The 13,413-nt window shown below is 35.7% G+C and carries 18 protein-coding genes; all 18 read right to left on the bottom strand.

The features are described from left to right. Positions 1–147: 147 nt before the first annotated feature. Positions 148–1,320 (bottom strand): HNH endonuclease, encoded by a 1,173-nt coding sequence (locus tag G7035_RS16255; protein ID WP_019688349.1) that lies wholly within the window; start codon positions 1,318–1,320, stop codon positions 148–150. Between the two features lie 314 nt (positions 1,321–1,634). After that, positions 1,635–1,925, bottom strand: a complete 291-nt coding sequence (locus G7035_RS27410) for a GNAT family N-acetyltransferase (RefSeq protein WP_019688350.1) — start codon at positions 1,923–1,925, stop codon at positions 1,635–1,637. A gap of 223 nt (positions 1,926–2,148) precedes the next feature. After that, on the bottom strand, positions 2,149–2,517 hold the full coding sequence (locus G7035_RS16245) for a hypothetical protein (RefSeq protein ID WP_019688355.1): 369 nt from the start codon (positions 2,515–2,517) through the stop codon (positions 2,149–2,151). Between the two features lie 184 nt (positions 2,518–2,701). After that, on the bottom strand, positions 2,702–3,160 hold the full coding sequence (locus G7035_RS16240; RefSeq protein ID WP_029515178.1) for a hypothetical protein: 459 nt from the start codon (positions 3,158–3,160) through the stop codon (positions 2,702–2,704). A gap of 195 nt (positions 3,161–3,355) precedes the next feature. Further along, complete coding sequence (locus G7035_RS16235; protein ID WP_154654548.1) at positions 3,356–3,517, bottom strand: hypothetical protein; 162 nt, start codon at positions 3,515–3,517, stop codon at positions 3,356–3,358. Then, positions 3,517–4,071, bottom strand: coding sequence for a GNAT family N-acetyltransferase (locus G7035_RS16230; protein WP_241753136.1), 555 nt, complete (start codon positions 4,069–4,071; stop codon positions 3,517–3,519). The genes G7035_RS16235 and G7035_RS16230 overlap by 1 nt, the downstream gene beginning before the upstream one ends. Positions 4,072–4,238: 167 nt before the next feature. Further along, positions 4,239–5,087 (bottom strand): DUF5677 domain-containing protein, encoded by an 849-nt coding sequence (locus tag G7035_RS16225; protein WP_019688358.1) that lies wholly within the window; start codon positions 5,085–5,087, stop codon positions 4,239–4,241. A 144-nt stretch (positions 5,088–5,231) separates the two neighbouring features. Next, the gene (locus G7035_RS16220; RefSeq protein WP_019688359.1) at positions 5,232–5,843 is read right to left on the bottom strand and encodes a hypothetical protein; all 612 of its coding nucleotides are present in this window, start codon (positions 5,841–5,843) and stop codon (positions 5,232–5,234) included. 280 nt (positions 5,844–6,123) lie between these two features. Then, a complete protein-coding gene (locus G7035_RS16215; protein WP_196478864.1) occupies positions 6,124–7,122 on the bottom strand; it encodes a ubiquitin family protein in 999 nt (332 codons plus the stop codon). A gap of 207 nt (positions 7,123–7,329) precedes the next feature. Further along, positions 7,330–7,695: a hypothetical protein gene (locus G7035_RS16210; protein WP_019688361.1), complete on the bottom strand. Its 366-nt coding sequence runs from the start codon at positions 7,693–7,695 to the stop codon at positions 7,330–7,332. A gap of 180 nt (positions 7,696–7,875) precedes the next feature. Next, positions 7,876–8,397, bottom strand: a complete 522-nt coding sequence (locus tag G7035_RS16205) for a hypothetical protein (RefSeq protein ID WP_019688362.1) — start codon at positions 8,395–8,397, stop codon at positions 7,876–7,878. Between the two features lie 160 nt (positions 8,398–8,557). Then, entirely contained in the window at positions 8,558–9,025 is a 468-nt protein-coding gene (locus G7035_RS16200) for an NUDIX domain-containing protein (protein WP_019688363.1), read from the bottom strand. Positions 9,026–9,190: 165 nt separating this feature from the next. Next, positions 9,191–9,643: a GNAT family N-acetyltransferase gene (locus tag G7035_RS16195; RefSeq protein ID WP_019688364.1), complete on the bottom strand. Its 453-nt coding sequence runs from the start codon at positions 9,641–9,643 to the stop codon at positions 9,191–9,193. A 191-nt stretch (positions 9,644–9,834) separates the two neighbouring features. Further along, on the bottom strand, positions 9,835–10,725 hold the full coding sequence (locus G7035_RS16190) for a phosphotransferase (protein WP_019688351.1): 891 nt from the start codon (positions 10,723–10,725) through the stop codon (positions 9,835–9,837). A 241-nt stretch (positions 10,726–10,966) separates the two neighbouring features. Next, positions 10,967–11,269 (bottom strand): hypothetical protein, encoded by a 303-nt coding sequence (locus tag G7035_RS16185; RefSeq protein ID WP_019688352.1) that lies wholly within the window; start codon positions 11,267–11,269, stop codon positions 10,967–10,969. A gap of 167 nt (positions 11,270–11,436) precedes the next feature. Next, entirely contained in the window at positions 11,437–12,033 is a 597-nt protein-coding gene (locus G7035_RS16180; RefSeq protein ID WP_019688353.1) for a hypothetical protein, read from the bottom strand. A gap of 150 nt (positions 12,034–12,183) precedes the next feature. After that, complete coding sequence (locus tag G7035_RS16175) at positions 12,184–12,951, bottom strand: hypothetical protein (RefSeq protein ID WP_230877786.1); 768 nt, start codon at positions 12,949–12,951, stop codon at positions 12,184–12,186. Positions 12,952–13,023: 72 nt separating this feature from the next. Next, positions 13,024–13,392 carry a hypothetical protein gene (locus tag G7035_RS16170; RefSeq protein WP_115293077.1) on the bottom strand — a complete coding sequence of 123 codons (369 nt, stop codon included), beginning with the start codon at positions 13,390–13,392 and terminating at the stop codon, positions 13,024–13,026. Between the last annotated feature and the right edge of the window lie 21 nt (positions 13,393–13,413).

Here is a 13,413-nt window from a genome sequence, read left to right as displayed (position 1 = left end):
TCACATAACGTTCTCGTATTCACGACGCCTGGCGAATACCAGATTTATCCAGCTGCCCCACTTCCTTGAAATCCCTCTGCCGGATCGAGGGCATGTGCCCGATGCTTGAATATAATGTTATAAGATGTCGGCGACTACTTGAAACACTCATATAATTTGGCCCTCATGCTCATCTTCGTCATTAAGTTCTACATCATCATATTCTTCATCGTCATGCAATCTCATATTAGGATATAATAGGTATGGATCATCTAGTCTGTTAAAACCTGTTCCACTAGCTAGTGCTGTACAAGTAATAACCAAGAACTTTCCTTCAACTTTAATTGATCTAACTACAGCATATAAAGTTTTTACATTTCTACCTGACAGATGGCTTCTTGAACTCTCACTATTGCAGTAAAACAAGTCTATTTCAAATTCAATTTTAATCCCTTTCGCTTTACGGTATCCTTTTTTCAGTTGACTCATACCAATTTGTTTTTTGGTTAGTGGTTGGAATGAAAATAAACCTTGCACTAAAATAAAATCACCTGGTTTTATAAGAGCAACTATTTTAGATCTACTCCAAATTTCATTGATGTATATAAAATTACTTTTTTGTACAACAAGAGAAAAAATGTCTTTCATATAATGATATAAATATGTCCCTTCAAAAAAATCTATCCAGTATCTTTTTTCTTCAATATCTTTGTCTGACCAACTTTTTATGGGTTTTATTAGTCCAAGTTCGTTAATAAACCCGTACTCTAATGCAATAGGAAAGTACCTGCAACTTTTTTTATCAAATCCCAAGCTTTCTGCCAACTCAAATATTCTGTTTAAATTAAAGTAGTCATAGAAAGCACCATCTGTATTACTTACTTTTAATGCATTATTTATTCCCTTTTCTTGTACACTTTCAAGCCATCTCTTTTTTGCATCTCGAATTCGACCAGGTGTTAAATTTATAGACAACTCATGCTTAGTATGTGCTTCATCATGATGTTGTAAGCACAATACTACTAGATTATTGATATCATGGGACCTGGATGACTCCCATGGATTAATGTGATGAATGATGATGGATTTACTACTATCCTTACATAAACAACAAGTATAATTTGATTCAAACAGAAGCTTTCGAACCGTATCTTCCGGTATAGGAGGCCTGGATTCATTTTGAATTATATCGATTGATTCCTTCATTAATCCCAGACCTCTTAATTCATCGCTACTTTGTTGTTTCAATTTTCCAAGTGTAAAACCGCGAGCAATAAGCTGTTCAGCAAGCTTTGAATCAATTTTCCGTTGCATAAGTGCAAGTTTGGTTTTAGAATTCATAGTTCTCCTCTTTCGACGATTTCTTATAACGTTCCTGTATTCACGACCCAGCGTAGCTGGGTGTCCGGCGTATGCCGGACCAAGGGCGTATGCCCGCAGCGTGAATATATTGTTATCTGTAGTTACCGGCATCTCGAATTTCCTTACATTTATCTATATCTTCAAGCAATAAAGCATTTCATCATCTAAGATTTTCCCTGTGTTTTCAAATCCAAGTTCTTCATATAGTTTTTTTGCAAAGTAGTTTTCGGGTTCATATGATATATAGATTTCAGAGCATTGCTTATTCTTGCTCATTTCTTTGATGATTAGACTTAACGCCTTTTACCAAACCCTTGACGCTGAAATTTATGATCAATCATTAAACGACATATTTCAAAAAAATCATTTTCTTCTGAATATCCATACATTGCAAATCCTACAATGGTATCCCCATCATAAATGGCTTTGGTTATCCATCCTCGCTCTATCTTTGATTGTGCAATTGAAACAGCATTTGAAGCTACAAACTTCTCTAAAAGATAATGATTGTTATCAGGATCAGTCGTTAGAAAAATGCATTTTGTCCAATTTGTTTTATCAATGTCCTTTAATAAAACTCCCACGAATTCGCCTTCTTTCTGATGTTCTATCGGTAATTTCAGATAACGTTCTTGTATCTACGAATCCGAGAGGCTTAAGGCGCAAAGCGCCGGGTCCATCGGACTTAGCCTCGCAGGGTTGTGAGCTGATCCCGCTTCTCTCTCTGCTTTCCACTTCTAGCGAACCAAGGGCAACGCCCGCAGCGTAGATGCGATGTTATATGAGGTCATCTCTTCTTCGAGTCAACTAATAATTATGCTTCCTTGCTAGTTTCCACTTCATAAATAAATTTATATCACTTATAGCATCTAATATTATTCCTTTATGTTCTATATTATTTTTTAATTCTTTCAAAATGATTGGTTTTACTAGTCTTTTATCTAACTGTTTTTTAGTTCTTGCTATATGTGCTAATCCCAATACAGAATTCGCTCTTACATTTGGATTATCATGTTCCGCTGTTTTAAGACATATATCTTGAGCAAACTTCCAATTGTGATGATACATTCCAACTGAAAGTGGTAAATATATAAGTTTTTCTACTTCTCGGCGAGTTAAAATATCTTTTATTTCCTGATCTGTGTATTCTTCAATATGCTTGTAAATTCGCTTCATAGTACTTGCTCCTAAATATAGCCTTTTTATTCCTAGCTGATCTCACATAACGTTTCTGTATTCATGAACCCCATCAGGGGTTGTCTGCTGAAATACCTCTTCGAAATCCACCTTGCAGACCAAGGCTTCACACAGTCGCTGCTTGAATATTATGTTAGCCGAAGTAATGATCCTCTTCGAGTTTTCACTCAAAATACTCATCTTTCTTTTGCTTGTATAAGACTTTTCCAAACTCTTTAGTTGGTGAGATAACCCGAATGATTCGACTAGCATTTATAGAATTCGTCAAAACAAGTTGACAGTCCTCTAGGATGTATTCCATGAATGCTGCATCTGTTAAAGTTTCCTTATAAACATCTGGGTTTTTCTTAATTACTTCCTTCCCCAGCTTTAAAAAATCCTGATCATGGTTATGTACTTCGATATTATTCCATACAGCTCTTTCTCCGATCCTCCAAATGATTGTATTCTGTATTTCCATACCTAATTCAATTAGCGTTTTTATAGGTTTTTCGCTTCTGTCACTTGTCATGTGTCCTATAAAATGACCAAAATAAGCAGGAAAATCAGACTCTTCCACTCTAAATACAAATCCATTATATTTCTTTCCGTCTCTTCTAAACTCTTTAATGCTTTCATCCACCAACGATCCAATGCAATATGTCCTGTTAAAGGAAAGCAGTAAACCCCGTTCCGACTTTTTCTAATTCCGTTTTTCAAGATGTTTTTTGAGTAATTCACAGGTGACCAATGAACAACAAGCACATAAACAACCCCTATAATTATGAATTTACAAGTATTTCGGCTAACGTTCCTGTATTCACGAACCCTCACTGGCTTAAGTGAGCGATAGCGAACGGGTCGTCAGACTTAGCCAGTACAGGGTTGTCCGGCTGCTTCCGCTTCCTTGAAATCCCCCTGCCGGACAGAGGGCGTATGCCCGAAGCGTGAATTTGTTGTTAGGCGATTCCGCTCTGAAATAACCCTCAATTAGTGTCATTAGATCTTTGTAGTGAACTCTTGAATATATTTCTTTCGTTCTTCTTTATATCTTTCAGTGTAATTGCCTTTTTTAAATTCATTTATTACGCTTCTCCAAAAGGATATTGCCGTAATATTTTCTTCCATCTGCGAAACTAACCAATTCGCCTTATACATGTTAAATGCTATTATTGCTGCTTTACGACCTATACCTGCTCTTCTATACTTCTGTAAAATCATAAAATCGTAGATTATATGTGTTGGATCAGGATCAACATCCATATTCTCAAATAGAACTACCAAAAAACCTACGATTGAACCTTCCACTTCAATAAAGAAAGGGTTCCACCTTTCGTCACCTTCCCAATAAAAATCTAAGTTAATTTCATACTTCCCATTCCTATTTACTTCTCGATTTGTGTATTTACTAAAATCATATTCATAAAATTGATACAGATTAGTTAATGTGTCTTTATTCTCCGGCTTAACCGGAACAAGTTTTAGTTCCATATTGGCTCCTTTTGGTTTCGCTCTTGCGGTTTCGCCTAACGTTTCCGTGTTCACGACGTCCATTCACCCTAAGCTGCCAGAGTAGTGCGACTAGCACGATCTCAGCCGGCCGCGATGCGGTTGGGTGAATGCATGTGTCCCTGCAATAGCTTCTTCGACTTATCTTCCGGGACCGAGGCGGCTTGTCCGCCGATGTGTCAACACATCGTTAGGCAGAGTTAATTCCCCCCTCACAACAACCATTCTTTAGCTAATTCTCTTACTTCATTTCTAAGTTCTTTCATTATCTTAGTAACATCCTCTACTCCCAAAAAAGTCGATTGCCATATTACTGTATCTAATTCTATGGAGGTCGCCCACCAACAAGTCTCTATCCCTCTACGCGGATTTGGAAACAATACATGTTTTCCATTGTGTTCTACTACTGCATATCCTTCTCGCAATCCATAGAAACTGCGATGCACATATTCCGACCCAGACGAGTATAACCTGCTATGCATTAATTGCCTAAAAGGTTTACCACCTTCTGATTCATCAACTTCTTGAGCTAGCTTTAATATCGTCTTGGTTGTATAGTTCTTTGGGATCTTGCCTTCCCTGCAATTGAATAACAGTCTTGCCTCATCATAACGGTGTTTTAAGGTTTTTAACCTCTCGTTACTGTAGTATTCTTCTTTAAGTATAGTATCTTTTATAGATAGAACTTCATTGGCTACTCCCCATTCATGCATTACTACTAACGCTAAGTATTTTTGAAACTCTTCATCATCACAATTCCATAAATTCCATAAATGTAAATGTCCTTCGTATAATACTCTTAACAATGTGAATGCATCCGAATAATGTGCATTCGAAATTAATGTTGATATTGAACTGAAAGTGAAGAATTGGGCCATACTTAACTCTGACAATATTATATGTCTTTGATTTGCATAGTCTTTATTGTTTTCAAGAATAGTAGAGTTTTGAAGAAGATTCTCCCTAATCTTATCAATTAATATTAGCCACTTATCTATCATATCTTTTGTCGATTTTAATTGCTCTTCATTTATTGCTTCCGGGGATTTCCAGAACATCATTATCATCATCCTTGCAAGTATTAATTTCGCCTAACGTTCTTGTATTCACGACACCTGACGTATGCCAGGTGTGTCCGGCTGCCTCTGCTTCTCTGAAATCCCTCTGCCGGACCGAGGGCGTATGCCCGATGCGTGAATATTATGTTATACGGAGTCATCTTCTTCTCGAGAAACACAAACTAATGTCCATGCATTTCTTGAAAAGACATTATCAATGGCTATGATATTCATTAAGTTATATATCTCCATTGGTTTAGAGTATAATTCCATAAATTTATTAACGGTAACAGGCAAAAATTTTCTGGTTGATCCATGCCACGACCACATATCTCTATTTTCAAATTCTTTCATGATATTCAATTTGGTTTCATAGATAAATCTATATGGATCACCTCTCCATTCTTCTGGAAGATGAGATAATATTTCATTCAGTCCGGCAGCAATCCAAATCAGGGCTTGCTGCTCATTACTTTCTTTGTTGTTCCATAACATTTCAGCTGTTCGATTAAAACCGACTACTGTATCCCAATCAGCACCTAAAATGCCTCGATCATTTAGTTTCTTTGTTCTATATTCAACTTCATTGGTTGGCCACCAATCTATTATTTCAGTTCCAATATTAAAATTAGGATTTAACTGTGGTTGTATTTTAATTTTTTTAAAACTTTGTTCGTTAATAGATCTACAGCTATACTCTTCAATAAAGTGCTTCCAGTATGAATAGACTTCTTTCCATGAAAAATCATTAGAATTCATATTTGGTCTCCTCTTATGTAAGATGATTTCGTATAACGTTCTTGCATTCACGAACCCTCACCTACTTAATGCCGCCAGGCCGGGCGCGACGCGCTTAGTCGGTGCAGGGTTGTCCGCTGATCTCACTTCACCGGAATGCTTCTTTCGGACCGAGGAGTCGTCAGGCTCCGATGCGTGAATGCTTTGTTAGCTGGAGTCCTTGGCATCTTGAAATACATTAAAGTCTCTTTTACTGATTTAAAACTATATGGATTTGAACAAAAACAACTTATTATTCTAATTATTTGATGTACTGTTTGTTAAATTTTTTGAAGCATTTGATAATTTCCGACTGAAAGATTTCTATGGCTTTTCTTGCCCGTTCTTCCTTGTTAAACATTTTCTGTGTCATTTCGAATGTCATGTTATACATAACATCTGTTCTCAATTCAAAGTTGTCCTTCCAGATTATCTTCGTCCAATAGGTTACAACTTCACCATCTTTTATTCCAACTTCTTTGAGTGATTTGCTCAGTGGTTGTTTTTTCTTGTTAAACATAATTGAATGATTTAATGATACTGAAATGCCTTCTGAGCTAATTTGTTTTGATTCAGGTAGTTTGAAAAAAATCCTAAGTATATTTAATAATTGTCCTATAGAAAAATCAGGAGAAACCGGAACTTTATAAATGGTGTCATATCTATTAGTAAACAAAAAAATATCATAGCTTTCCTTTTCGATTTTGTTTATAAGGTCAGCTGAATAAGAATCATAAATTTCTTCTTTTATACTTGCCACTACTCTTTCTGAAGGTATTTTAACTAGCCTATTAAAATTCCTCTCCACCTTATCACTATACTTTTCACACATTGACTCCCAATTGTTTTGAGATTTGATAATAATATCAGGAAAGATTTCTTTCAACTTGTTTTCTGCTGAACCTGAAACATTAACGTTTGAACAAAGAATGTATGTATTCCAACCTAACTCATCCTTGATAGCTAGTGCAGATTTCAATGAATTTACAGCCTGTGTAACGTTGAAATCCCCACTTTTCCCTGATTCTACGCTTTTACACTGATAGGCAATTTTATCAGTTGTGTCATATAGGTCTACACCCTGTTCAGGGGGATTTCTTCTGTGTAAATTATTTTTACTCTTCTCAAGTGATAAGATTTTGAAACAAAAGGACTCCCAAGCATCTGAGAAATCTTGTTCTTCAGGAACAACTAAAAAAGGCGGATAAAGTTTATAAAGCATATTCCCATTCCTTCTTTCTAGATAATCTATATTTTTCAAGCTAAAAAACTCATATAACTAGGAAGTTTTGTTATCTATTTTTATTCTTATCAATGATTTCAGCTAACGTTTCTGTATTCACGACCCAGCGATGCTGGGTGTCCAGCTGCTTCTGCTTCCCCGAAATCCATTCTGCTGTACTGAGGGCGTATGCCCGATGCGTGAATATAATGTTAGCTGATATTGTTGGCTCCTCGATATTATCTCTTATTCTATTAACTCTCCTTTCCAATTAACGACTTTTATTTCTTTATCCCTTAAAAGGCACCAATCAATTATTTCACCTATCAAGTTTGGAGTAATTATTTCATCATTCCAATTTGGTGTTATCACTCTTCTGTATCCTATATATTCTTTAGTCCATCCTTCAAATTCCTTTCCAATGATTACAATTATAGGGGTTTTATTTTTAATGCTATGCTGTCCTACTTCATAGGTAACTAAAAACTTCTTATTCTCAGCTAAAATGTGTAATTTAATTATTCCTTCATCATCAATATCCGGTTCAACATACCAATAGAATAACCGATTTGCACGTATGATCTTTCGTTTGTATTTTTTTCTTACTCCCAATGTTCACCTCAAGAACCTTTTTTTAATTTCAGCAATTTCAGCTAACGTTCCTATATTCACGACGCCCAGCGAATGCTGGGTGTGTCCGGCTGCCTCTACTCCTTGAAAATCATCTACCGAATCGAGGCTTGTCCGAAGTGTGAATGTACTGTTATATGTCGGTGCCTTGAGTTACTTGTATTAGACTTCTCTGTTTAGAAATAACTCCATCATCTCTACTTCTTTAAGAAAACGAGCTTCTATATTCTCCTCATGCTTTTCATACTCATCTAGATAGTCTAGCACACCTTCAAGCATTCCAATTCTCATTAGAACAGACATATCACTAAGCGAATCCTCTTCTTCTAATAAAGTTCTTCTTAACTTCTCCAGTTCCATTTTCCTTTCAATTAGCTCTCGAAATCCTTTTAAGGATTTATCTTTATTATGTGTAAATTTTCTTCGTAGATTTATGTTTTCCAATTGCTTTTTATACTCATTGATTCTTTCAATTCTCATCTTTACAGCCTGATCATATCTTAACTGATCAGGACCAAAACGAAATTGGGTTCTCCAAGCAACAAATGTTTTTTCAGGCACGTCTAATATTTTAGCTCCGTCCCATTTATCTAATCTTCTATCCACACACAATTCATACATTACTTCTTTTAAGGACTTACCGTACTTAGCTTCTACTAGCTCTTTGTATTCTTTATTTGTCATCACGAGTTCCCTCCTTTAAATTCTATCTTCGCACTGTCATATAACCTTCCTGTATCCACGACCTAGCGCATGCTGGGTGTCCGGCTCCTGCCGGACCGAGAACGAATGTCCGATGCATGAATATTATGTTATACGTAGACTTTTTCTTCATCGAAAAATCTCACTCAATTTCTTTAAATGTGCTCTCCAAATAAGGCCCTTTAACATCATTTATATAGTTCTGAACAATCTTTCTCATAGGTTGAGGAAGGAGATTATGCTGATCCATCTCATTTATAGGTATCCAATAAAATTCTAAATGGCTTTCTTTTGATTCTGGATTCTTTCGATAATCTGCGTTTTCTAATCTAGCAGTAAAAACATGATTTATCTCTTGATGATATGTTCCTTCATCTTCGTGTTCCGCTTCTACTGCTCCTATGTAAGGCCCGACTTCACTTATTAAACCAAGTTCTTCATTTATCTCTCTATATAAAGATGTTCTAATACTTTCATGAAGCTCAACATGTCCTCCTGGTAAAAAGGTGTTATCCATGCCTATGCAGTGAGCAACCAAAAGATGATTATTGCTCAATATGACTCCTCGAGCCAGCACATGGTACTTTTGTGGTTGTTGTTGCCCTATCATCTTGAAATGCCTCCTTGAAATTATTGGTTTTTAATGGAGTTAACAAGTTTTCGTATAACGTTCCTGTATTCACGACCCAGCGTATGCTGGGTGTCCGGCGTATGCCTGCAGCGTGAATATTATGTTATCTGTAGTCACCGGCATCTCGAATTTTCTTACATTTATCTATATCTTCAAGCAATAAAGCATTTCATCATCTAAGATTTTTCCTGTGTTTTCAAATCCAAATTCTTCATATAGTTTTTTTGCAGAGTAGTTTTCGGGTTCAAATGATATATAGATTTCAGAGCATTGCTTATTCTTGCTCATCTCTTCGATGATTAGACTTAACGCCTTTTTACCAAACCCTTGACGCTGAAATTTATGATCAATCATTAAACGGCATATTTCAAAAAAATCCTTTTCTTCTGAATATCCATACATTGCAAATCCTACAATGGTGTCCCCATCATAAATAGCTTTGGTTATCCATCCTCGCTCTATCTTTGATTGTGCAATTGAAACAGCATTTGAAGCTACAAACTTCTCTAAAAGATAATGATTGTTATCAGGATCAGTCGTTAGAAAAATGCATTTTGTCCAATTTGTTTTATCAATGTTCTTTAATAAAACTCCCACGAATTCGCCTTCTTTCTGATGTTCTATCGGTAATTTCAGATAACGTTTTCTCTATTCACGAACCCTCACTGGCTTAAGCGCGCTTGCGCGGGTCGTCAGACTTAGCCAGTGCAGGGTTGTCTGCTGGACTCGCTTCACCGAAATTCCTCTGCCGGACTGAGGGCCGGATGGCCCGATGCGTGAATATTTTGTTAGATGATGCCAGTGCCTTCATCGATTTGCTTACACAATTGTTTCCAATATCCCCATGCCTGTATATATTCAGTCAAGTCATTTGGATGATGCCGTACACTAAGTCCTATTCGACAATAAAGATGTATCAGTGTTTCCTTAATTAATCTGGTTCTCTCAACATTACCTTGTTCAAGTAAATCCGATGCGGCAAACAAAGTATCAGTATTAATATCATCAGGTGAAGAACAAAATGCATATAAAAAATCATATATGATTGGTCCCACCATCGGTGACGGATCAATCACACCAATTAGTGTTGAATCATTAAAAACAAAATTATGAACGCCTGTATCCCCATGCAATAAATACTTATTTCCTTGCTTTGAATCATCATTAAATAGTTTTTTTGACATTAATTTTACGTATTGATAGTCTTCTGGCGATAATACATTCTTCAGATTCATTCTTGCTTCTTCAATGCTAATTTCATTAAATTCCTTCCATGTTTCTCGAGGGAATTCTATTCTTCCCCATGTATTTTCCCCCTGATGTTCAACATATTGGTTGAGCAGTTCTTTTACTAGGATTCTCATCCAATTTCTTTTTTTACTACGATTAAAATGAGTTATACCATCAATGAATGTATAAACAAAATATGACTTATCTTGGGCTGATAAAAGAACTTTAGGTAATAATACTGAATGCTTATAGGTATGAAGCAAATGTTCAACTAATTCAATCTGGATTGGAGTATCAGACTTCAAAATGTACTTAATTCCATGCTTTGATTCTAATTTTAAAACTATTCCAGAAGTTGTTCCTGATAGGCTTTGAAAACTTACAATCTCATCATTTATATGGTGCTGTTGAAACAATCTATTAATCGTTTCGATATTATATTCAATCATTATATATCTCTACCCCTTACTTAAGATCTTGTATTGGTTTCATCTAACGTTGCTGCATTCACGAACCCTCACCGACTTAAAGGCCGAAGGCCTGAGCGTGATGCGCTTAGTCGGTGCAGGGTTGTCCGCTGATTCCACTTCCTCAAAATACCTCCTACGGACCGAGGTCGGTGCCAGTCGGATGATACGTGAATGTGTTGTTATCGGTTGTTACTGTCCTCTTCGAAAAACCTCCAAATTCTTATTGGATTATATAAAATTTTAATTTACATGGTTTTCTTGATAGGATTTCAATCTCAATATTTCTATTCACATAAAATAAATGATTAAAATTCTCGTTTATAAAACTTAATTTTTCAATCCTTGCGCCATGCCCAAAATCATCGGCTCTAAAATAGTGATCTTCATCACCATCAATTTGAATTTTTGATATATCAGTTAACCCTAAATGATGGATTGTAGCTTGATCAAAATGAATTCTATTCTCTTTTATATCAGTTTCACTTAGTTGAACTGTTACTCTCTTAATTTGTTGAAATCTCATTATGTGTCATCTCCCTTTAGATTTTACGGTAATTTCCGATAACGTTCCTGTATTCACGACTCAGCATATGCTGAGTGTCTGGCGAATGCCGGACCAAGGACGAATGTCCGCAGCGTGAATATTATGTTAGACGATGCCATTGCTCTTTTCGACGTATTGAACATCATTTAGGTGAGTTTATTAAAGGAAGTAATATCACCAAAATCTAAATCTCCATAATCGGATATGCTCCAATAATCCCTACCGTTATAAAACAGCAATATAGCGTATTTATGATAGTCTTTATAAAATTGTGTTAAAGTAAGTCGGCTTCCTCCATTTATTCTTCTGAAATCTACATGAGCAACATTGTTTCTAATATTACGGAAATCTCTTCCGAAGTTTTCTGGACATACATCCTCATAGTAGCTTCTATCATTAGCCCATTTAGGCGCATAATTATTATCTATAGCGTCTCGCCAATTTTTTTGGATTTTATTTACTTCTCTATTCATCAAGCTATCAATAACTTCAAACGAAATATTACCTGTATTTTCTCTTGATCGAGTAACGCATCCTTTAAAATATTCATAAAGGTGCTGAATAAATAAAGAGTATGCATTATACGTCATGAGATCGATCTTATTGTCAAAAACCAAGTCTCCTTTATGCTTTATTCCTCTTAATTTAATAAATTGGTCAAATGCTAATTCACATCGTGAAAATTCATGGACAATTACACTCACCAAGTGTCTATCTGTTTCATCACCTATTTGAAATCTCATAATGTATTTCTCCTTAATGGTTTCGTCTAACGTTCTTGTATTAACGACACCTGACGTATGCCAGGTGTGTCAAGGCTGCCTCTGCTCTCTGAAATCCCTCTGCCGGACCGAGGGCGTATGCCCGATGCGTGAATATTATGTTATATGTAGTCATCTGACCTCATTGAATAAGCTCACATATTCTTGCTCAATTATAAGAAGACCGTTCTTTATTACTATTGTTTTGTAGTTACTTTCAAGATTCTCCTGTTTCTCAAAAAGTTCAAATCCCATAATTGAAAATGGATCCGTCGAAGCTAATTTGCCCTTTAAAACTTCTCTTAAACTAACAGGTGCTCCTAATTCTCTATAAGTTTGCACCATATTTAATCTATATTTTTCCCAAATTTTCACTGAGAGATTTAGTAGAGGAGCGATTTGTTCTCCATTGAATTTCCAACTATCGTCATCCAACTCTATTTCGTCTTCCGGTAATATCAGATGTAAAATGATTTCATTGGATTGATACGTCCAAAATAATCTTAAATGACTAAATTGATTCGACTGTAACAATACTTGTTTGTAATTATGTCTGACATGCTGATCAAATTCCAATTTAAACTTATCTGACAATAGTTTAGAATTCCATGAGATAATTTCTTCCAGGTTATTATCTTCAGAATTCCAATAACCTGATTTAAAAGAAAAACATTCAAATATCGTTTCATAGATTTCTTGAGTAAAGTTAGCATAGAAATAGTCATAGGGAAAGGAATACTGTATTGAGAAATATGTTGGCATACTTCCTCCTAGTTTAAAGATGATTACATATAACATTCCTGTATCTACGAATCCGAGAGGCTTAAGGCGCAAAACGCCGGGTCCAACGGACTTAGCCTCGCAGGGTTGTGAGCTGATCCCGGCTTCTCTGCTTTCCACTTCTAGCGAACCAAGGGCAACGCCCGCAGCGTAGATGCGATGTTATGTGAGGTCAGCTCTTCTTCGAGTCAACTAATAATTATGCTTCCTTGCTAGTTTCCACTTCATAAATAAATTTATATCACTTATAGCATCTAATATTATTCCTTTATGTTCTATATTATTTTTTAATTCTTTCAAAATGATTGGTTTTACTAGTCTTTTATCTAACTGTTTTTTAGTTCTTGCTATATGTGCTAATCCCAATACAGAATTCGCTCTTACATTTGGATTATCATGTTCCGCTGTTTTAAGACATATATCTTGAGCAAACTTCCAATTGTGATGATACATTCCAACTGAAAGTGGTAAATATATAAGTTCTTCTACTTCTTGACGAGTTAAAATATCTTTTATTTCCTGATCTGTGTATTCTTCGATATGCTTGTAAATTCGCTTCATAGTGCTTGCTCCTAAATATAA

This window comes from Paenibacillus polymyxa (genome assembly GCF_015710975.1).
Lineage (GTDB): Bacteria > Bacillota > Bacilli > Paenibacillales > Paenibacillaceae > Paenibacillus > Paenibacillus polymyxa.
Note: the sequence above shows the minus strand (reverse complement) of the source record. Positions and strands in the feature narration are given on the sequence as shown.

Coding starts and splice junctions, on each gene's coding strand:
- G7035_RS16230 (WP_241753136.1), bottom strand. CDS start 4,071: ATGGACGTCGTGAACACGGAAACGTTAGGCGAAACCGCAAGAGCGAAA.
- G7035_RS16205 (WP_019688362.1), bottom strand. CDS start 8,397: ATGACAAATAAAGAATACAAAGAGCTAGTAGAAGCTAAGTACGGTAAG.
- G7035_RS16225 (WP_019688358.1), bottom strand. CDS start 5,087: ATGATGTTCTGGAAATCCCCGGAAGCAATAAATGAAGAGCAATTAAAA.
- G7035_RS16255 (WP_019688349.1), bottom strand. CDS start 1,320: ATGAATTCTAAAACCAAACTTGCACTTATGCAACGGAAAATTGATTCA.
- G7035_RS16235 (WP_154654548.1), bottom strand. CDS start 3,517: ATGACACTAATTGAGGGTTATTTCAGAGCGGAATCGCCTAACAACAAA.
- G7035_RS16190 (WP_019688351.1), bottom strand. CDS start 10,725: ATGATTGAATATAATATCGAAACGATTAATAGATTGTTTCAACAGCAC.
- G7035_RS16170 (WP_115293077.1), bottom strand. CDS start 13,392: ATGAAGCGAATTTACAAGCATATCGAAGAATACACAGATCAGGAAATA.
- G7035_RS16220 (WP_019688359.1), bottom strand. CDS start 5,843: ATGAATTCTAATGATTTTTCATGGAAAGAAGTCTATTCATACTGGAAG.
- G7035_RS16200 (WP_019688363.1), bottom strand. CDS start 9,025: ATGATAGGGCAACAACAACCACAAAAGTACCATGTGCTGGCTCGAGGA.
- G7035_RS16185 (WP_019688352.1), bottom strand. CDS start 11,269: ATGAGATTTCAACAAATTAAGAGAGTAACAGTTCAACTAAGTGAAACT.
- G7035_RS16180 (WP_019688353.1), bottom strand. CDS start 12,033: ATGAGATTTCAAATAGGTGATGAAACAGATAGACACTTGGTGAGTGTA.
- G7035_RS16245 (WP_019688355.1), bottom strand. CDS start 2,517: ATGAAGCGAATTTACAAGCATATTGAAGAATACACAGATCAGGAAATA.